General features: G+C 43.5%; 19 protein-coding genes and 1 pseudogene. 8 read left to right on the top strand and 12 right to left on the bottom strand.

All coding sequences use genetic code 11. From position 1 onward, the window contains the following. Positions 1-28: 28 nt before the first annotated feature. The 7 genes from IPP77_07400 (at position 29) to IPP77_07370 (ending at position 5,902) form a co-directional block, all read left to right on the top strand. Positions 29-259, top strand: coding sequence for a DUF433 domain-containing protein (locus IPP77_07400; GenBank protein ID MBL0309489.1), 231 nt, complete (start codon positions 29-31; stop codon positions 257-259). A gap of 1 nt (position 260) precedes the next feature. After that, complete coding sequence (locus tag IPP77_07395; GenBank protein MBL0309488.1) at positions 261-608, top strand: DUF5615 family PIN-like protein; 348 nt, start codon at positions 261-263, stop codon at positions 606-608. 180 nt (positions 609-788) lie between these two features. Further along, the gene (locus IPP77_07390) at positions 789-1,640 is read left to right on the top strand and encodes a zinc metallopeptidase (GenBank protein ID MBL0309487.1); all 852 of its coding nucleotides are present in this window, start codon (positions 789-791) and stop codon (positions 1,638-1,640) included. Between the two features lie 168 nt (positions 1,641-1,808). Next, positions 1,809-2,396, top strand: a complete 588-nt coding sequence (locus IPP77_07385) for a hypothetical protein (protein MBL0309486.1) — start codon at positions 1,809-1,811, stop codon at positions 2,394-2,396. Positions 2,397-2,537: 141 nt separating this feature from the next. Further along, entirely contained in the window at positions 2,538-4,073 is a 1,536-nt protein-coding gene (locus tag IPP77_07380) for an NADH-quinone oxidoreductase subunit M (GenBank protein ID MBL0309485.1), read from the top strand. A 16-nt stretch (positions 4,074-4,089) separates the two neighbouring features. Beyond that, a complete protein-coding gene (locus tag IPP77_07375) occupies positions 4,090-5,487 on the top strand; it encodes an NADH-quinone oxidoreductase subunit N (GenBank protein ID MBL0309484.1) in 1,398 nt (465 codons plus the stop codon). 31 nt (positions 5,488-5,518) lie between these two features. Beyond that, complete coding sequence (locus tag IPP77_07370) at positions 5,519-5,902, top strand: hypothetical protein (protein MBL0309483.1); 384 nt, start codon at positions 5,519-5,521, stop codon at positions 5,900-5,902. A gap of 563 nt (positions 5,903-6,465) precedes the next feature. Here the strand turns inward: IPP77_07370 and purN are convergent. From purN to IPP77_07350, 4 genes are all read right to left on the bottom strand, one after another. Next, a complete protein-coding gene (gene purN / locus IPP77_07365; protein ID MBL0309482.1) occupies positions 6,466-7,068 on the bottom strand; it encodes a phosphoribosylglycinamide formyltransferase in 603 nt (200 codons plus the stop codon). A gap of 321 nt (positions 7,069-7,389) precedes the next feature. Further along, positions 7,390-8,430: a tRNA dihydrouridine synthase DusB gene (dusB, locus tag IPP77_07360; protein ID MBL0309481.1), complete on the bottom strand. Its 1,041-nt coding sequence runs from the start codon at positions 8,428-8,430 to the stop codon at positions 7,390-7,392. Between the two features lie 89 nt (positions 8,431-8,519). Next, positions 8,520-13,556, bottom strand: coding sequence for a M4 family metallopeptidase (locus IPP77_07355; GenBank protein ID MBL0309480.1), 5,037 nt, complete (start codon positions 13,554-13,556; stop codon positions 8,520-8,522). 196 nt (positions 13,557-13,752) lie between these two features. Further along, a complete protein-coding gene (locus IPP77_07350; protein ID MBL0309479.1) occupies positions 13,753-14,772 on the bottom strand; it encodes a tetratricopeptide repeat protein in 1,020 nt (339 codons plus the stop codon). Between the two features lie 117 nt (positions 14,773-14,889). Between IPP77_07350 and IPP77_07345 the strand changes: the two genes are divergently transcribed. Next, entirely contained in the window at positions 14,890-15,390 is a 501-nt protein-coding gene (locus tag IPP77_07345; GenBank protein MBL0309478.1) for a DUF1648 domain-containing protein, read from the top strand. Positions 15,391-15,405: 15 nt separating this feature from the next. Here the strand turns inward: IPP77_07345 and IPP77_07340 are convergent, their stop codons facing one another. From IPP77_07340 to IPP77_07305, 8 genes and pseudogenes are all read right to left on the bottom strand, one after another. Next, on the bottom strand, positions 15,406-16,497 hold the full coding sequence (locus IPP77_07340) for an anhydro-N-acetylmuramic acid kinase (protein ID MBL0309477.1): 1,092 nt from the start codon (positions 16,495-16,497) through the stop codon (positions 15,406-15,408). A 6-nt stretch (positions 16,498-16,503) separates the two neighbouring features. Further along, the gene (locus IPP77_07335; protein MBL0309476.1) at positions 16,504-16,812 is read right to left on the bottom strand and encodes a cytochrome c; all 309 of its coding nucleotides are present in this window, start codon (positions 16,810-16,812) and stop codon (positions 16,504-16,506) included. Positions 16,813-16,881: 69 nt separating this feature from the next. Beyond that, entirely contained in the window at positions 16,882-17,184 is a 303-nt protein-coding gene (locus tag IPP77_07330) for a DUF4286 family protein (GenBank protein MBL0309475.1), read from the bottom strand. Positions 17,185-17,186: 2 nt separating this feature from the next. Continuing rightward, on the bottom strand, positions 17,187-19,004 hold the full coding sequence (locus tag IPP77_07325; protein MBL0309474.1) for a tetratricopeptide repeat protein: 1,818 nt from the start codon (positions 19,002-19,004) through the stop codon (positions 17,187-17,189). A 354-nt stretch (positions 19,005-19,358) separates the two neighbouring features. Further along, positions 19,359-19,487: a T9SS type A sorting domain-containing protein gene (locus IPP77_07320; protein MBL0309473.1), complete on the bottom strand. Its 129-nt coding sequence runs from the start codon at positions 19,485-19,487 to the stop codon at positions 19,359-19,361. Between the two features lie 371 nt (positions 19,488-19,858). After that, positions 19,859-20,101, bottom strand: a complete 243-nt coding sequence (locus tag IPP77_07315) for a hypothetical protein (protein ID MBL0309472.1) — start codon at positions 20,099-20,101, stop codon at positions 19,859-19,861. Further along, complete coding sequence (locus tag IPP77_07310; protein ID MBL0309471.1) at positions 20,070-20,381, bottom strand: hypothetical protein; 312 nt, start codon at positions 20,379-20,381, stop codon at positions 20,070-20,072. Before IPP77_07310 ends, IPP77_07315 begins: the two co-directional genes overlap by 32 nt. After that, positions 20,353-20,532, bottom strand: a pseudogene (locus tag IPP77_07305) (hypothetical protein). Before IPP77_07305 ends, IPP77_07310 begins: the two are co-directional and overlap by 29 nt. Positions 20,533-20,578: the final 46 nt, after the last annotated feature.

The following is a 20,578-nucleotide window of genomic DNA, read 5'->3' as shown; positions in this document are numbered from 1 at the left end:
AATTATCTTTGAACGAAAAAATGTAATTATGAAAACGCAAGACTATATAACCAGCGACCCAAAGGTAATGTTGGGTAAACCAGTGATTAAAGGAACAAGAATTACAGTTGAATTGATTCTTGAAAAGTTGAGTGAAGGTGAAACCATAGAAGACATTTTAGAAGCACACCCGCATATAAGTGAAGCTGCAATACGCGCATCGCTGGCGTTTGCAGCACAAAATTTGAAGGCGGATACTATTTACCCTATTGCTGCCTGATATGAGGTTTGTAGCCGATGAAGGTTTGGATGCGCCTATTGTTGAACTATTGAGGAACAGTGGATACGATGTGTTTTACATTAAAGAAGAACACCCCGGCCTTGCCGATGAAGAGGTTTTGAAAATTTCCAATGAGCGAAACGACGTACTAATTGCTTATGATAAAGATTTCGGAGAGTTGGTTTACCGCCTCAAACAATTACATAGCGGAATAATTTTAGTGCGCTTGAGCGGAATGAAACCAAAAGAAAAAGCAAGAATTGTAGTTCAGACAATAAGAGAACACGAAGTTGAATTGCAAGGAGCCTTTACCGTTATAAGTAAAAATCATGTGAAAATTAGGAAGTGAAACGCAAGGTGCTTCTCGTAATGACATCCGTGTTGTTTTTATGTGTGGCAAAGCGGAAAGGTATATGCCTATGCCATTTGGTTTTTGGTGTGGGTGATTGCAATGGTAGTGGTGTTTGTGGTTATATAAAATGATAATTGAGTTTACGCGAAATAATTATTGATCTCTTAAATCAATCTTATGCAATGGAGGGGAAGACGTGAAAGTGACAATGTAGAAGATGTTCGCGGAAGTGGCGGCAAAAAAGGTATTGCCTTTGGCGGTATAGGAGCTGTCGTGATTATTGTAATTGGGCTATTGTTGGGCAAAAACCCAATGGAACTTCTACAGGCGTTTAATGCCGGCCAGGCACCTCAGGAGCAAACGGCCTCTCCTAATAGTCCTGCAGACGATGAAGCTACAGCCTTTGTAAAAGTGGTATTGGCTGATAACGAGGATGTTTGGCACCAACTCTTTGAAGCACAAGGCAAGAAATATGAAGAGCCTAAATTGGTTTTGTTTCGCGATGCGGTTGAGTCTGGCTGTGGCAATGCTTCATCTTCTATGGGGCCTTTTTATTGTCCCGCCGATCATAAAATGTATATTGATCTCAGTTTTTATGATGAATTGAAAAACCGCTTCAATGCGCCCGGTGATTTTGCTATGGCATACGTGGTGGCTCATGAGAATGGACACCATATTCAGAATCTGTTAGGCATTTCGGATGAGGTAAACCAAGCGCGGGGGCGAATGAGTGAGGAAGAATTCAATAAACTTTCGGTGAGGCTTGAGTTACAAGCTGATTTTTTTGCCGGAGTTTGGGCACATCATGCACAACAGATGAAAAATATTTTGGAGGAAGGTGATATTGAAGAGGCACTAAATGCAGCCAATGCTATCGGCGACGATAGGTTGCAAAAGCAGGCACAGGGATATGTGGTGCCGGATGCTTTTACACATGGCACCTCTGAGCAGCGGATGAGGTGGTTTAAAAAAGGATTTGATACAGGAGATATGAGTCAGGGTGATACCTTTGGAGCAAGGGCATTATAAATCTTGAGGCCGCAATTTGCGGCCTCAAATACAAAACTTGAAGTCACAATTTGTGATTTCAAGATGAGAAAGAAAATAGCAAAAAGACAAGTTTATGATATTTAGTTTTTGTCAGGAGCGATTGCGATGGTGGTAGTGTTTGTGTTTATAAAATGGAGTAGTTGCCCTATGTCAGAAATTCATCCAGCAGTAAGAACGGTTTTCTTCCACGAACTTGGACATTTTATTGCTCGTGAACTAAACCTCGAACATTTTAAAGTTATGGGGACGACTAAGGAAATTAATATTTATCCATCTAGTCATTCTTGGAGAGAGTATGATGGTGAAACCGTTCCTTTGATACCAGTAGGAGAAGACCCAAACAAACCAATTGTCAGTATAGCAGAGCAGTTAGCCGTTCTACCATATGGCTGCTTAATGGAGGCGATTTTTATAAAAAAGGAATTTAAAACTTGCTTTGCCCATAATGACAGTGGGGGTAAAGACGTAAACGATTGGTCCGGACTAAAAGACAAAACAAAAGACTCAAAAGCTTTAAATCAAATTGTGGAAGAGCATTTTACTTATTTAAGCGAGAACAAAATTTTCAGTGAGATTTTGAATCTTGATGTGGGATCATTTCTAGTTCAAACTGTAGAAAGAAGGTATTCGGTTGATTTAGATAAATTAAAAAAAGCAATTAAACCATTTTTGAATAAGCACGAGGAGTTGTATTTGTCATTTGTTAGGCGCATTAGAGACTTGTTGCCGGAATGAATGGTAGCGATTGTAGTGGAAATCCTTTTTGTGCGTGGATGTTTAGTAAATACAAAGTGGAAAGTTGCTTCAAACGACACTGGCATAATATTTAGCAGAATCGTTTTCGCAATGACTTCTAGTTGATAAAAATAATTTGAAATGAACTTATCTCTCTTAATCCTTCTTCCTATCCTAACCTCGCTGGTAATCCTTACCTGCCGCGATGCAAAGCAAGTGCGCGTTGTAGCCCTGCTCGGTTCGCTGTTGCAGTTGGCCTTGGTAGGCTGGCTGACTTTGGCGTATGTGAATGCACGCAACGCAGGAGCAGATTCTCAGTTCTTGTTTGAGCAGCGCGCGGTGTGGTTTTCGGCTTTTAATATCCAATACTATGTGGGTGTGGATGGCATTTCCGTAGCAATGATTGCCTTAACTTCTTTAGTTGTGTTGGCAGGAGTGCTGGTGAGTTGGAAGGTGGAAAAGATGACGAAGGAGTATTTCTTTCTACTGATGTTTCTTGCCGCAGGAGCTTATGGTTTTTTTGTTTCGCTCGATTTGTTTTTGATGTTTTTCTTCTTGGAGGTAGCCGTGATACCGAAGTTTTTGTTGATAGCGATTTGGGGCAGTGGGCGCAAGGAATACAGTGCAAATAAGTTGGCGTTGATGCTGATGGGTGGTAGTGCGCTGGTGTTTGTGGGTCTGCTTGCAATATTCTTCTACAATGGTTCTCCTTCTTTTGATTTAGTTGCGCTATCCAAATCGCACATTCCTGTAGAAGTGCAACACAAATTTTTCCCCTTGCTATTTCTCGGCTTTGGCGTATTCGGAGCACTGTTTCCGTTCCATACCTGGGTGCCGGACGGACACAGCAGTGCACCTACGGCAGCCTCAATGTTCCTCGCGGGCATTTCGATGAAGTTGGGCGGCTATGGTTGTTTGCGCGTAGCAACATACCTGATGCCCGAAGCAGCACACGAGTATCAAGGCGTGATTATCTTGCTCGCTTCCATTGCTATTTTGTATGGTGCCTTTGCTACGATGATGCAGAAGGATTTGAAGTATATCAATGCATATTCCTCCGTGAGTCATTGCGGGTTTGTGTTGCTGGGTATCGGTATGCTGACCAAAACCGCTATCATCGGTGCAGTGATGCAGATGGTGAGTCACGGTTTAATGACGGCTCTATTCTTCGCTGCCATAGGCATGTTGTATGAGCGCACACACACACGCATGGTGGCACAGATGGGCGGTTTGCTGAAGGTTACACCTTTTATAGGCACCGTATTTTTTATCGCAGGTTTGTGTTCGCTGGGTTTGCCGGGCTTTAGCGCTTTCCCGGCAGAGATGACGGTGTTTATAGGAAGTTGGCAAAATACAGATATGTGGTATCGCTTGGCAACCATTGCGGCATGTGCGAGTATTGTGGTGACGGCAGTTTATATTTTGAGGGCAATAGGTAAAGTATTTTGGGGACAGCCCCTCCTAAATCCCCCCCGAGGGGGAGGACTTGAACAGCCGAGCGACCCATTCTCCCTCCCCTTGGGGGAGGGTTGGGGAGGGGCCTGGAATGAAAAATTAGCAGCAATTATTCTGATTGCTGGGATTGTGGTGATTGGCGTGGCTCCGTTTTTATTGCAACAATTGGTGGACGGTGGGTCACAGCAGATTATGGAACAATTAAGCAGAGTAGGTTTTTAATATGGAAGCATTACAGATGATACTCGCCATGAAATTTGAGCTATCGCTCGCGCTCATTCTTTTCCTTTTGTTGTTTTTGAAAATTGACGGAAGGGCAGGCAATGTATTCGTTATCCGGCTCACCAACTTGCTACTCTTACTGAATCTTGCCTTAGGCTTTTTTGGAAACGAGTCTATAGAAATATTCGGGGGGATGTTCCGCACTTCGCCTCTGTTGGCTATAGAGAAGAATATTTTGAATCTAGCGGTGTTGCTAATTTCTCTTTTTAGCTATGACTGGCTGAAAAATCACAAACACCTACCGGAGTTTTTTATGTTGTTGGTTTCTAGCCTGATGGGCTTCTTCTTTATGTTGAGTAGTAACAACTTGCTCATGTTCTATCTGGGACTGGAGCTTTCTACCATTCCCTTAGCAGCGCTCTGCAATTTTGATTTAGAAAAGAAAGTTTCAGGCGAGGCGGCGATGAAGATGATTATGAGCAGCGCCTTCTCATCGGCGATACTTCTGTTTGGCATTTCCATGCTTTACGGAACTACTGGTAGCCTTCAATTTTCTGAAATATCAGCGATGCTGCACGGGAGCCAATTGCAGGCACTGGGATTCATACTTTTTTTTACCGGCTTCGCGTTTAAACTTTCTATAGTTCCCTTCCACCTCTGGACTGCAGATGTATATGAAGGTTCACCGATAGCGGTAACGGCTTATTTATCCGTAGTATCTAAAGGGGCTATGGCATTTGCATTGATTTCAGTTTTATATACGGCGTTTGCGCCTATGGCGCTCACCTGGTTTTACGTGCTGGCTGTTTCATCAGCCATCACCATCACTATCGGAAATTTGGCGGCCATTCGCCAGCAGAACCTCAAACGTTTCTTTGCTTTTTCTTCAATCGCTCAAGTGGGGTATTTGCTGATTGCTATTTCCTCCGCATCACAAATTGGTGTGGCGAGTGTCATCTACTTCGTTCTAATCTATGTGTTTACCAATCTGGCAGCTTTTGCCATCATCTCCATTATTTCGTCCAAAACAGGAAAGGAAACCGTGAATGATTACAAAGGATTATACGCTTCCAATCCCACGCTGGCGCTCATCATGTCGCTCGCGCTTTTCTCGCTCGCTGGCATTCCACCCACGGCAGGATTCTTTGGAAAATTATTTCTGCTCACTACCGGTGCGCAAACTGGTATGTGGTGGCTCATTATCATCGCTTCACTCAACCTCATCGTTTCTCTTTATTACTATTTGCGAATTATACGCGCCATGTTTGTAGATGAAAACAGTGAGCCATTGGGGAAAATCAATCTGTCCACAACCGCTTTAGCCGCGGTCTGTATTTGTGTCGGGGGGATATTAATACTCGGCTTTGTGAGCCGAACATTTGATGTCATCTTTCAATATGCGGCGAAATTCTAAAAACGATCAACTCACAACCAACAACTGATATATGGCAATCAATCAAAATCATCTGTTTGAGGATATTGACGGAGTTCGGTGTGCAGTGGTAGAAAAAAACTGCCAGCCGGAGCGTGTAGAATTTTTAAAATTGCTATTGGAAGGCAACGGATATGCAGTGATTACTGCCCCTACACCTCCGCCCAAAGCACCTGCACCGGTGGTAAAACCTGTAGTGGAAGGAGAAGTCGCACCGGTTGTGGAAACCCCTCCACCGCCTTCTACTTTTAGCGTTTATGTCACCAACCCTGCCTTCAATGTTATGAATGCTATTTATGGAAGGCTGCTACGTACAAGCGATGGCCATGTGGTAACAATGGCTTATTGGCAACAGAAGGAAGCCGTTTCACATGATGAGGTGCCTTACTTCAATTAACCAATTCATAATCCGCACTTTAAAATAACACCCTATAAAAAAGACACGTTCAACCAAGGCGAAGAGTTGATACGAAAAGTGTAGAAAACCGTCTTTGTCCTGCTAATCTGACAGAAGATTGTACAATTCGACGTTGTTGGAACTGAGAAAACGACTTTTTTCTAAAGTAGCGCACATCGTCAGCAAATCAGCACACATTGCAAGCGAATCAGTACTGCTTTTGCGAAAAGCTGTGCTGATTCGGGCAAGAAGTGTCGTGATTCTGTGAGAATCAGTACGCCTTTAGACAAGAAGTGTTCTGATTTAGTGAAAAGCTGTCCAGTATAGCACTAAATGTGTGCTGATTAGCGCTAAATGTGTACAGCTTAGCACAAGAAGTGTGCTGCTTCGCTAAAGAGTCGCTTCTAAGCTCTTTTACCCAAATTAATGCTGAAAAACCATAATCAAAGTATGGAAAGGTCGAAACCCGATGGTCACCGATAGAGACCATACCATTTTAAGCATTCTGAAAAGCGAATGGGAGAATGAGATTAAGCGAAAACTTAATCTAAACTTCCTCCAACTTAAATGACCGATTGCATCACCGGCTGATGTAGATAGTCTGAAGACAATAGCTTTTCGATGGTCTTCGGATACCAAGCATGTTCCAGCTTGTGGATTTTCTCAGCTAATGTTTTCGGAGTATCGCTCTTTGCAATGTCAACAGTTTTCTGAAGAATAATCTCTCCTTCATCATATCGGTCGTTCACATAATGAATCGTAATACCTGATTCTTTCTCCTCGTTGGCAATCACCAGGTCATGTACCTTCATCCCATACATTCCCTTGCCGCCATAAGCGGGCAGTAAGGCAGGATGGATATTTACCATCCGTCCGCGAAACACTTCTAAAAGATAGTCGGGGATCATTTTCAAGAAGCCGGCAAGGACCACAAATTCAATCTGCTGGGCGGTAAACATACCCCGCATTAGTTTTTCGTTTTGCAAACCTTTTATGCTCACAATGCTAGAAATAATTTTGTGCTTAGCCGCTACCTTCAATACTCCGGCTGAGGCGTTATTGGTTACAATCAGTGCTACGCGGATGTCTTTATGATTGCTAAAATGTTGAATAATGGCTTCGGCATTGGAGCCGGCACCACTGGCGAAAATTGCTATGTTTTTCATGGCTTACTATTTAATGATTTGATATGGTCGGTAATTACGACGTCCCTTCCGTAATACAGACGCAAAATTAAGTCACATAGTTTAGGATATTAACAGCGGATGCACACCATTGGGGTGTGCATTGTACTAAAGAAGTATCATCCCCCAAGGTAGGCTATATTAGTCTGGTTTATTTTAGCAACAAAAGTTAACAAAACGAACCTACTACAGCGAAGGAGAAATAAATGAGGCACAACGGATTTCTAACATGACTGGGGATGAAATTCAACAACTGCAAAAAATTGGAAAAAACGTTTTGGAAACAATACGAAGCTGAATTCATTATCCATCTAGCCCTTCGTAAGCCAATTTTGTCATCGCTGATAAACCAACTATACTTTCGTTGTTGGAATAAATAGTTTCCATTTCAGAAAGAATGTCAAGAATCTCTTTCATATCTTCGGAAGTAACCAAGCGAGAACGGAATGTTTTTACGTTCGGAAGTCCGGCAAAGTAGGGGGCGTAGTGACGGCGCATTTCGAGGATACCCAGTTTTTGCCCCTTCCATTCTATGCTTCTTAGCAAGTGGGTTTTGCAGGCATCCATTCTCTCTTCCAGAGAAGGCGGAGAGCGATATTCACCGGTGGCGAAATAATGTTTGATTTCACGGAAGATGAACGGATAGCCTATGGCGGCCCGACCTATCATCACTCCGTCTGCTCCATAGGTGTTCATCATCTCCAGCGCCTTTTCAGGAGTATTTACATCTCCATTGCCAAACACAGGAATATGTAAGCGTGAATTTTCTTTCACTTTCGCAATCCAACTCCAGTCAGCCTTGCCTTTGTATAGCTGATGGCGAGTGCGACAGTGAATAGACAGCGCCTGAACACCCACATCTTGTAACCTTTCTGCTACTTCCACTATACGAATTGAATTGTCGTCCCAACCTAAACGTGTTTTCACCGTGACCGGCAACTTCGTGGCTTTCACCACAGCGGCGGTCAAGGTGATCATTTTATCAATGTCCCTTAAAATCCCGGCACCTGCATTGCGGCAAACTACATTCTTGACCGGACAGCCATAATTGATGTCTAGCAATTCAGGACGGGCAGCTTCCACAATTTCAGCACTGCGCATCATGGGGCCTTCTTCGCCGCCAAAGATTTGTATGCCTACCGGTCGTTCATCATCGAAGATGTCGAGCTTCTTGACGCTCTTGTGCGCATCACGAATGAGTCCATCAGAGGAAATAAATTCAGTATAAAGCATGTCGGCTCCATACTTTTTGCAAAGATGACGGAAAGGCGGATCGCTCACATCTTCCATCGGTGCTAAAAGCAAGGGCCGATCTGGCAACTCTATATGACCAATTTTAACCACAGCCTGCAAAGATAAGGAAAGTGGCAGTCTTTAAACACCGATGCCATCGCTTCAAGCGATGGCATCGGGTAATACGTCAAAATGAACAATTATCTGGTAATCACTAATTGCTTTATCATAATGACATCAGCCTGTTTGATTTCAATAAAGTAAACGCCTGTACTAAAAGTAGATAAGTCATATCTCTTTCGAGTACCAGCCACCTTTTCTTCAAACAATATCTGGCCCAAAATATCTTTAATCATCATGGAGGTATTTGGTTCAAAATGGCTGAGCATTATTGTTACTTCGTTTCCTACAGGGTTTGGATAAATGCTGAATGAAAATTCTTTCTGTGAAATATCTGAGGTGCTTGTAGTCAAAGTAATAGTAACAGATACCGTTTTTTCACAACCATTTTGATCGGTGATCGTTACTCCATAAACTCCGGGTACCAGTCCGGAAATGGTAGCACCGGTAGCGCCATTACTCCAGAGATAGTAATAGTCCTGCGGGTTTCCATTCAAAACAGTAACCGTAATGGCACCATCTGACGAGTTGGTTGCATTCGTGATGGCAATATTTAATTGTAATTCCACTGGTTCGGTGATGGCAACAATAGCAGAAGCGGTGCAATGGTTACCATCTGTTATAGTAACAGAATAGTTTCCGGCTTTCACAAATTCAAGATTTGGCGAAGTGACATTAGTGCTCCACAAGTAAGTATACTCCGGTGTGCCTCCGGTTGGGTTCAAATTAATCGTACCGTCTTGGTTCCCAAAGCAGGAAACATTCTGCACTACCGGATTTGCCGCTATAGGATTTGGTGCAATGATCTGAAAAGTGGTAGTGGCCTGACACTGATGGCTATCTGTCACGGTCACTTCATAGCCTCCTTCAGAAAGTTGATTTGCTATAGTACTGTTGCCACCATTCGACCAAAGAATTGTGTAATTGGGCGTACCCCCGGTTACTTGAATGTTGGTATGTCCATCATTGACACCGTTGCAGGAGGGCTGGGTAATATTCAGGGCGATATTCAGTAGGTCCGGTTGATCTATAACGATAGTGTCTTTTTTATCACAGCGAACCGCATCAGTAATGGTCAGATAATAGGTGCCGGCAGAAAGATTGGTCAACGCAGAATCGGTTTCGCCGTTACTCCAGAAATAAGTGAAAGGTGCATTGCCATTTGTCACCTGAATACGGACACTTCCATTCGTGTCCCCGAAACATGTTACCGGAGCAAAATGATGCGTGAATGTAAGGTTGGCGTTATTATTAATAACCGTTGATGCGGAGGCCGTACAGCTATTTCTATCCGTAACAATTACAGAATAGTTTCCAGCTGCCAGACTTGCAATCCTCGCTGTAGTCTGGTTGTTGCTCCATAAATAAGTGTGCGTACCGGTTCCACCGGAACTGCTGACCGTTGCACTTCCCACAAGTTGATTACAGCTGGCATCAGTTTTTATAATAGTTGCTGTAATCGGCGATGGTTGGGCAATTGTACTTGAGGCGGTACCGCTACATCCTCCGCCATCAGTAACTGTTACTTCATAGGTCCCCGGAGCAAGCCCCGTTCTGTTTTGCGTGGTGATTCCTCCGCTCCAACTATAATTGTATTGAGGTGTGCCGCCAGTTATGATCAAAGCAATCGTTCCGTTAGAAGCTCCAAAACAAGTAGCGTCTGTGCCAGTGGCGGAAGCAAGCAGAGCAGAAGAGGGTGTCAGTATTTGTGAAGCACTCGCCGAACAACTTTTAGAGTCTGTGACCGTTACCGTCACCGTACCTGCACCTAAGCTGCTAGCGCTCAATCCGGTTTGTCCATTGCTCCAATGATAAGTAAATGAAGGCGTGCCACCTCCCACTTGGACAGTTGCGGTACCGTTGTTTGCTGCACATGTAGGATTGCTGGAAGAACTGATAGAGGCAGAAACCGCCGGATTAATACTCACCGTAACCGGTTTGCGTTCAGAGATACAATCTGCCTCTTTCACTTCCCAGTCATAGAAGAAATAATAATAGGTAGGGGCCGAAGAGCCAGCATTATTTCCTGTTATCTTAACCATACCGTTAGCATCTGTATAGGGAAAGACTGCCCCGGAACTGTTCCGGTACAAGTTCAGTGTATCGCGGATGCCGAGTTCATAATTGCTGCCCGGAATCAAATCTATATCTACGGTCACCCGGTTCCCTCCATCCGGAAAATAAACCGTTCTTTCTGCAATGACTCCACCCGCCGGATCTCTATATTGTACGGTGCGATATCCTCCACCTAGTGCATAAGCAAAAACGCTGACTAATCTGCAATTCTTCATTACGTTGAAAGTCAAAGCACGTGCCGCTGTATTGAAGTTGCCTCCACTTCCGATACTATTATTGACTGCTCCCACTTTATAAATGGGCTGCGATAAGGTGTCTTCCACCCAATATGTTCGGGTATTATTCAATACCGGAGTACTAAAGGGATTGCTCTGTGAAACAACCGTTCCGGTTGAATCATACCAGGTAACCGGCGCTGTTACATTGGCAGTTAAAGAAGCGGAACCCGGTCCGCAACGGGAAATATTATTTGCAACCGGTGCCGCCGGTTTAGTAATGGCAACGTAAGAAGTTTTGGTTGCCGTATTATTGCCAAATGAATTAGTGGCTTTTAAGGAAACAGTAAAGGTTCCATTGCTGATATACTGATGTGTTGGGTTCTTTAAAGTGGAGGTGGTTCCATCACCAAAATTCCAAAGCCAGGAAGATACACCACCGGAAGTAAGGTCAGTAAAATTGATAATGCCCGAACAACTGGAGGTTACATCCGAAGTAAAGTTGGCAACAGGGGGGGTGTTGGGGAGAATACAAGTCCAATTTAGAGTAAAACCGGCATCATTCACATACAAATCAGAGTACTGGCGAATTGTGATTGAAGGGCCGGTTGAAGTAATGGTTGGAGGCAAAGTGGTTCCCGAATAACTGCCAATAATAGGGCTGTTGGTGTTTGGTCCGTTATAAACGTAGATAAAATCATAACCAGATTCAGTACGGAACTGAGTGAATTGAATTCTTACCTGCGATGCACCGGTGGGAGAGATAGTGATGGTGCTGCTGGTCTGGTCTGAATAGTTTCCTGCAGGGCCTCCGTTATCATAGATGGTTCCATTGCAGGCCGTCTGAGTTTGATATGTCCCTGATGCAGGCATAATTACAACGCACGGATTGGTACTGCTTATGTTTACAGCATTCGCTCGAATCAAACTGTCCACACCACAATTTCCTCCGTCGGCACGAAGTTTGACAGTGAAGGATCCCTGAGTAGCATATACTTTGGTAGGATTGGTAGCTGTACTGGTCGTGCCATCGCCAAAATCCCAAATATACGTGACGGAATTCGTACTGGTATTGGTAAACTTAACTGTCATTGGAGCGATACAACCGGTGGTGGGAGAAGCAGTAAATGCGGCCTGTACTCCCGTCACGTAATTATTTCCTACGCCCACCGCATACCATGCTTTTGTGGTGGCTTCGACTTCGGGTGAGCAAGGACCATATAAATCCACAGCGGCCTGAATGGCATAGAAGCGGGCATCGGTATAGTTGGAAGAACTGGTCAAATAATTCACCAGATTGCGCCAAGCAATCCGGTTGGCTTTTTTCATCCCGACGCCGATTACATTGTATGCATTTCCTTTATCGTTCGTTCCTGACTTGCCCATAGAAAGAATATAATACCAATGGTTTTGCACTCCGCTATTGGTATGCACGCCTCCATTGTCACCGGTTCCGGTGTACCAATAAGTACCTGTATAGGTATTGGGGTCTGAATATGCCTTTGGATTCGACATGCTTCGGAAGGAAGTTCCAATATCTTCTCCGATGGTCCAGTTGGCCTTGGCAGAATCGGCAAACCATTCAACCGCCGTGCCGAAAATATCACTGAAGGATTCATTTAAGGCGCCAGATTCGTTTTGATATTCAAGCCCTGCCGTATATTGTGTCAGCCCGTGAGAAATCTCATGACCGGTAATGTCTAAGGATGTGAGTGGTTTATAAGTAGCATCTCCATCTCCAAACGTCATTCGTTGTCCATCCCAAAATGCATTAACATAATTGGCGCTGTAATGCACATATAAATTAATGAAAAGGCCACTGCCATTAATCGAGTTTCTACCCATAGTAGAATAGAAATCATAAGTCATCTCGCCACCCCAATGTGCATCTCCAGCATATTGATCGAGACTAGTGTTGATATTATTCCAGTAGTTATCGGCATCCAAAAACTCAACAGCAGTTCCATAATTAGTTCCCTTCTTCATGTTTCGCGTACGAATACCTTGGCCTCTGGTAGTTTCATACAAACGGTATTGGCCGCTGTAGCTGTCCGCGACGATACCTTTTGCACCTCGATAGACCGTTAATGCAGTGCCCGCTGTATTGGCATGATGAATGCGAGTAATTGTATTCAAAACTTCCCCATTCTGAGCGTCTATATAAACATAGTCGCGGCTCATGGGCTCGTGCGCATATATGTCAAACTTCCAAGCCAGGCGGAAGTCATTGGATTCATTGCCCCCCAATTGAATAATTTCTAAGGCTCCTTTCGGAAAATAAGTAGCCTGTGAATCACCGGATTCCATTTTCAGCATAGATTCTTCTTCCGACACCTGCCATTTGTAAATGGTGGCGTGAATATGGGTGAGTGCGGCACTCAGAGCACCGGCTTCTGAAACAGAAGGATTTGTGGCGGTGTTAATGTTTTTGAAAAGGTAGCCATTATATTTTTTTACCCTGCCATTGACCAGATGCAAAATAAATATCCCATTGTCCACCGGTACGTTATTCAACTCTAATTGAAATCGCTTATGTATCCAGCCCAGTTCATCAGTCTCTGTTCCGATTAATTCAAAATGATAAGAGTCTGGTAGCTGATAGAGTTTTCTAAGGATGATAAAAAATGCTTCTTGGGTTGGTTCGCTGCCGGAACGAAACCCGATATAGGCAGGCACCGTGTTTTCCTGCTTCACCCAAACCAGTTCGGCTCCGGGCCAGATTGCATTTGCTTCCGCGCCGGTTAATTCACCCGGTTGGAATTTAGTCTGTGAGAATGAGACCGTGGTGAATAACAACAGCGCAAAAAGCGCGTAAAATCTTTTCATACCCTATGGCTTGAACTATCAAAGTAAATAAATCTTTTCTGCAAGTAGAAAAGATAATTTAGAGGTGCTCTAAACCCCTTTCAGACAGGAGCACTATATCCTTAAAAATAATAGCGCAGACAAAGAAGCATTCGAAATTAGCAGCAAGATTCAAAGATTTATTTGAGGTGGATTCGAGGGGCAACAGTTGGACCGTCTAATTTAAGGCCTCGTCCCCCTCGTCTTCATCCTCTCCTGCATCGTCCATATTGCCCGGGAAGCCCATACTCTCCCAGAATTTGGTTTTATAGGTATCTGCCAAATCATATTCCGAAATTTGGCGGTAGAGTTTGGAAATATTGAGATAAACCATTGAAAGAATTTTCTCATCGCGTTCTCCGATAATTTCTAGTGCCTTTAACATATTGTCCAAAGCAGTTTTCAAATCACCTTCGTGGTTATAATACAAGGAACCGATATTATTATACACTTCGGCGAAATCCGGTTTTCTTTTCAAAGCTTCGGTATAGAAATGCATCGCCCGATAAAAATCATCTCTCAGCGACCAGGTATGAGCTATATAATAGAATATATAGGCATCTTCCGGTTGCAATTTCAAGGCTTGTTCAAAATAATTCATAGCACCGTCATAATCATCCACGGTGGCAGCCACTCTACCCAGACCACAAAGTGCCTCGGTATTCTCGGGTTCCAAATCCAACGCCTTCTGAAAATACTTTTTAGCATTTTCATTTTCTCCCTTTTTGAAATAAACCTCTGCCATTTCTACATATACCCAATCAGATTCGTTTTCTTCCTCCAAAGAAATTTTCTCCACCTCATGATAGCATTTCAGCGCCTCATCCAGCTTTCCTACTTTTTCCAAGCAAGAAGCAAAGTTTAACAGAATGGTGTCGGCATCGGGTTCCAGTTCCACTGCTTTCCGATAGTAAGGAATCGCCTCGTGGAATTTTTGGTCCACGCTTGCCAGTACTTCGGCTTTTAAATAATTACCGGAACACAACTGGTTTTTATCCTTGGCATGTTCTATCAAGTAATCACAGGCCTTTTTGCATACTTCATGATCTATCCCGGCAAAACTGGCATACGCTAACTCATGATAAAGTTTAAGTGCGTCTTCGGGATGTAGCGGAATCTGCTCCAGTATTTTATCTACTCTTTCTCTTCCACCCAATGGTTTGGTCGGAGCCAAATATGGAAAATTGACGGGCTGCATGAAACTCATTTTTTTACTGTTATTTACTCAACGTAAGATACGGATAATAATTGTAAAAGTTACAGCCGAACACAAAATTTTTTTGACAAAAAATAGAGAGAAGCAATTAGAATTAGAATGACCGAAAGACCAAAAATCATACTACAACTTACAACGGCGGATAAGATTTTCGAAATCATTGGATGGCTTTCGGTATTGGCAATTTGGGTATTGACGATTGCAGCCTATTCCAAGTTGCCGGACACAATACCCAGTCACTATAACGCTGCGGGAACGGTAGATGGTTTCGGCGGGAAAGGAACCATTTTGATTTTACCTTTGATTGCGACGGTGCTATTTATTGCGATGACCATGTTAAATCGGTTTCCACATATTTTCAATTATCCGAGCGCCATCACCCAAGACAATGCCCTACAACAATACACGAATGCAACAAGGATGCTTCGCTATTTGAAACTAAGCTTAGTGCTGATTTTTGGATTTATCTTATTCAGGACCATTCAAACCGCGAATGGACAGGCCGAGGGACTTCCCCTTTGGTTTCTGCCTCTGGCATTATTATTGATTTTTATTCCGCTGATATATTTTATCGCGGCCTCCATTAAGGTCAAAGTATAAAATCGTCGTTTTTCTCTATGGCCGGTAAACTCCTCCGCCCATCGAATCTTTGGTGGCACCGGTAACACTTTTTAAAATGTTGTTTTGGTATCTCATTCTCAATGCCCCCATGAAGGCTATGACCAGGGCTTCTTTGTATTTCACCAGTTCATCATTCGGCACTTCTACTTCCATTTTGCTCACATCACGGATGCGCTCAATCAGGAATTTGTTGAAGGCTCCACCACCGGTGGCTAGTATCTTCCCGGCCTTGCCGAACTTTGCCTTTTCCTTTCGGGCAATCAATGCCACATGCGCGGCTACTTGCTGGGCCACATGCTCTGAAAAGGTATTCAGTTTATCCTCGGTAGAAATATCAAAGTCTTCAATCAATGGGAAAATCATTTCACGACTGAAACTGTTGTCCAAAGATTTAGGATAGGCTTGCTTGTAATACTCCAACCCATTCAGTCTTTCAAGCAGGGCCTCATTCAAGTTGCCGGAAGCCGCTGCTTGTCCGTTCTCGTCAAAATCCTTGCCTAAGCGATTGGCCAGCGAATTCATCACCTGATTGGCTGAGCAAACATCAAAGGCTACGATTGAATCGTTCACCTTGCAACTCATGTTGGCAATGCCTCCGATATTTAGACAAAAGGGATAGTTCTTAAACAGAAGCAGATCACCAATTGGTACAATCGGAGTCCCCTGTCCGCCGTCGGCAATATCTGCCGAACGGAAATCGCAAACCACAGGTAGGTTTGTACGGGCGGCAATAGCTGCTCCGTCGCCTATCTGTGTGGTGAATCTCTTTTCGGGAAAATGAAAAATAGTATGACCATGGGAGGCCACAAAATCCACCTTGCCCTTTAAAGCATATTTTTTGATGAAGACATTTACCTGTTCGCCGAAATAGTTACCCAATCCGGCATGGGTTTGCCAAAGGGTTTTAGCACTGGCCACCGGCAGGTGTTTAATCTCCTGAATCCATTCGTCGGGATAAACGATAACGTCCGTTTTCAGAATTTTGAAATTCCAGTTGCCGTCCTCCTGATGAAATTCACAATAGGCAATATCCAACCCGTCTAATGAACTTCCGCTCATCAATCCGATTACGCGGTCCTTCTCCATCATAATTTATTTATGCCAACTTAAAATCAATTCTGCCGTGGCAGCAATCTCGGCGGCACTCAATTTGTCTTCAAACGAAGGCATTTTGTTTTTGCCATTGGTAATCACCTTAATCAAACCGGCTTTGTCCATCGCGATAGTTTGAAGGTTGGGTGTGCGCTCATCTTTCACGCCTTCTGCCCCATGACAGCGGGCACAGTTTTTACTGAACACAGATGCTCCATCGGGAGCGCTGGCGGTTGGAGCGCCGGATTTCTTAGAACACGAAGCAATCGTCAGCAGTACCACTGCAGCAGCAAGGATTATTTTTTTCATAGGATTTAGTTTCATGCGAATCTAAACAGAGAAACAAGAATAAAAAACAATTTTTCAAGAAGACGCTAATCAAACTTCGCGAAGCAAAGTTCTGAAGGCGGTAAATTTTCCGGGAAACAGATCCAGCCCTTCTTTTTGCAAACGCATAGCATGCTTCTCTTTATAGTCGAAATAGTCTGTAATATTATTGGCGAAGTATTGCATGGCATAAGTGATGCCATCCGTCGTGTTTTCTTCCAATACCCGAAACATTTTTGCATCCGTAAAACAACCGGTCTCCATCACCCGCGCTAAATGCTCCTCTTTCATCCACTTCAGCCAGAGGTCATGAACACCTAAATCAATTTTTACGGTTACGTTGTAAATAATCATCGCTATTCTGCAATTTTATCTCCTCTCAATATCCGGTATCTTTTTCTGGCTTCTATCACCAACAGTGAACTATTGAAATCATTAATAATAGATAAATAAAGCTCCTCCGCTTTGGCTTTGTTGTTCAGGTGTTCTTCATTGATCTTTGCCAAGAGGAAAGTGGCATCATCTCCCTTTAAATCTTGTTTATAATTGGTAAGAATATCTTGTAGCAATGGAACAGCTTTTTCAAAATCTTTCCGCTTCACCATGATGCTGGCTTTGGTGAATTCTATGTCATCCAACAAAACATGACCGGGATATAAAAGCAAAATAGAATCCAAGGTCTTAATCGCCTCATCATCTTTATTTTGAAACATCAGCAATTCGGCGTGGGCATACATTTCCATAGGTGTTTCTATAGTGTCCAATCCTAGGTTATCAATGATAAACACCGAAAGATTAATCGCATCGTTAGAAATCAGTTCGGAGGTAGAGGCTTTGAGTACATCCAGTTGCGTCTGTGCCCATTCAAAATCTCCTTTGAAATATGCGAGTCTGGCATTTCGAAAGCGTGCTTCTTCTCCAAGGGGTGAATCTTTTTCATCCTTATCTACCTGTGAGTACAGCAGGGTAGATTCCCAGACATCCCCCTGAATCAAATAGAAATCACCGAGGGAGAGTTTGGTTTGATTACGCAACTGCGGCATAATGCCCGGCATGGAAACAATCTCCTGACACAAGGCCATCGCTGAATCTAAATCATGCAGATAAAAGCCTTCCAAGTCTGCCAGTTCTTTCATGGACTGTGCCGTACGGAAACTTCGCCTATTGTCGTTGATGAAGGATAAATAATCACTCTTCAAAGCCAACAAATCTTCCAGTGTGTAGTTAATGTTCTTGGCAATTTTCTCCTTCCGGCAATTAAGTAATTCCGAACGTGCAGAAAAGTAGAGGTCGTTTTCTTTTCCCTTGTTTACTACATATTCATAACCGGCAACAGCATTGGTATAATCTCCTTCGGTTTGCGCCATACGCGCTACGTTCAACACCCGAAAACCATTCTCATTCCTCCTTCGGTCAAGGGCTTTCATCTGAACCAGAGCGCCTTCAAAATCTTTGTTTTGAATATAAATCCAGGTCAACAAGTCAATATAAGTATCGTTATCAGGATTCTTTTGTACGCGGGCATACAACTGCGCTTCCATTTCGCTGAGCAGTTTGGTTTCGTCGCGTGAGGATTGAATAGCACTGCGCACCCGCTGATCACTTCCGGGAATAGCTTCTAAACTCAACAGAAGATATTTCACCGAATTGGGCACATCGCCCTTGTTTATGTAGGCTCCTGCTAGCTCAAAACTGAAATAGACTTCGTTGCGAATTAATTTACCTCCCCTTTCATAGGTAGCCGCCACATAATCATAGAGCCGGTAACTTTCAAAAGCTGTTGCCAGACTGCGAATGGCCATCTCGGTCGGCTTTAAATCTTTAAGCAATTTGTCATACTGCTCTTTAGATTTTGCCATGTCGGGAATCTGAGCATACATATAACCCAAATCCACCACAAACTGTGGCACTCCTTCATTTTTCTTGATTTCGCGCTTTATGATTTTCTCCAACGCATCGAACCTTTTCAATGTGAGCAGACATTTATTCAAAGGGCCATAAAACTTGAAATCGTAATTGCTTTTTTCCCAAAGCGATTGGTATAGCTCTGCGGCCTTGTCCCACTCGCCGTTTTGCATATAGCTGGCAGCCAGTGTTTCATCGCGGCCCGGCTGAGCATGGGCAGCTATGAATAGTGAACCGAGGAAAATAAATAGTAAGAAATGCTTTTTCATTCAGCGATGAAGATAGAAAGGATCGGGGAAAGCATTACAGAGTTGTGAAGATTTATATCCCCAAACAATCCCTGCTCGGCATCCCATTTTACAACCATGCCATCTTTTGCTTCGAGTGTAACGTTTTGCGGCTTGTCGCAGGCGGGGATTTTTACCGCTAAACTTCCTACGAAGCACCAATGTTCAAATTTACGAAAAACTTTCAATTGAAGCACTGAGCCCCCGCTTGCGCCACGCCGCTGTTATGGGCTGGTTTTATTCGTGTTACTTTTCTTTCACGATTTCATTGCGTTGCAATATTTGTCCTTTGTCTCCTATGAGTGTTATGCAAAGTGCAAAACGCCCGCAGGTTTTCTACTGGATGTCAAGTGTGCTTACGTTTTTCTTGTTGGCAACAATTTGTCCTGTTACGTTTGTGAGCTGCACGTTTGTTTGAACAGAAAAATTGATTGTGCTGTTAGTCGGGTTGGGGTAAACCGAGATGGTGTTACTTCTTTATAATGTTTCTATTACTGATACCGGAGAACACAACGAACTTAAACCTACTGTCAGAACAGGGTTACTATTTCTTTGAATGGTTGTTCCATCTCCTAATTCTCCGTAGAAGTTACTCCCACCCACACGCCCATACAGTACCGTTATTTTTGTGGAAAGAATACCACCCACCAGCAGCAATCATGGCACCATCTGCAAAGAGAACTTAACTGTACCCCGGAGAGGATTGACTAAAGTAGCTGTTCCTATACCCAATTCTCCAGAGCTATTTCGTCCACAAACCCAAACTGTGCTATCACTTTTTCAGAAATACAGAACGACTCCATCCTGTGGCAATAGAGGTAATGCCTGTAAGAGAATTAACTCCACGGGGATTGAAAATTGGTAGTTGACCCATTGCCCAACTGTCCGTAATCATTTTTTCCACATGCCCAAACGGTGCTGTCATTCTTAAGAAAAGAGAAAAACCATCCACCGCCTGTGGCAATAGAAGTGATTCTAAGGAGAGAGATTACCTGAACAGGAGAAGATTGACTGGTACTTGAACCATCCCCCAATTGACCATCTCCATTATTTCCACAAGCCCAAGCAGTGTCTGCCATCTTTTTCAGGAATAGAGAAACAGTCAGCTCCCTTTGCGGCAATGGCGGAGATGCCTGTAAGAGAACTTACCTGAACAGGAATGGATTGACTTGTGGTTGTTCCATTCCCTAACTCTCCTGAGCTATTATTTCCACAAGCCCAAACTGTACCATCATTTTTCTTCAGAAAGAGAGTGATACCTCCTGCTGCAATGGCAATAATGTTTGTAAGAGAGCTATCTGTACAGGAATAGCTATACTTGTAATTACGCTTATTGCCTGATTGCCCATAACAATTGATTACTCCTCACGCTTCCAAACTGTGCCATCATATTTACGAAGAGTGAATGGTCTCTTCCTCCGGCAACAGAAATGATACCTGTAAGAGAATTTACCTGAACGGGCATGTTTTGTTGAGTGAATGTTCCATTGCCTAATTGCCTATAAGGGTTGTATCCTCAAGCTGTTACTGTGCTGTCAGCGCAGATAAAGAAAGAG

The sequence above is a fragment of the Bacteroidota bacterium genome (assembly GCA_016722375.1).
GTDB lineage: Bacteria > Bacteroidota > Bacteroidia > Chitinophagales > LD1 > Bog-950.
The sequence above is the reverse complement of the archived record's forward strand: the minus strand, read 5'-3'. Positions and strand labels throughout refer to the sequence as shown.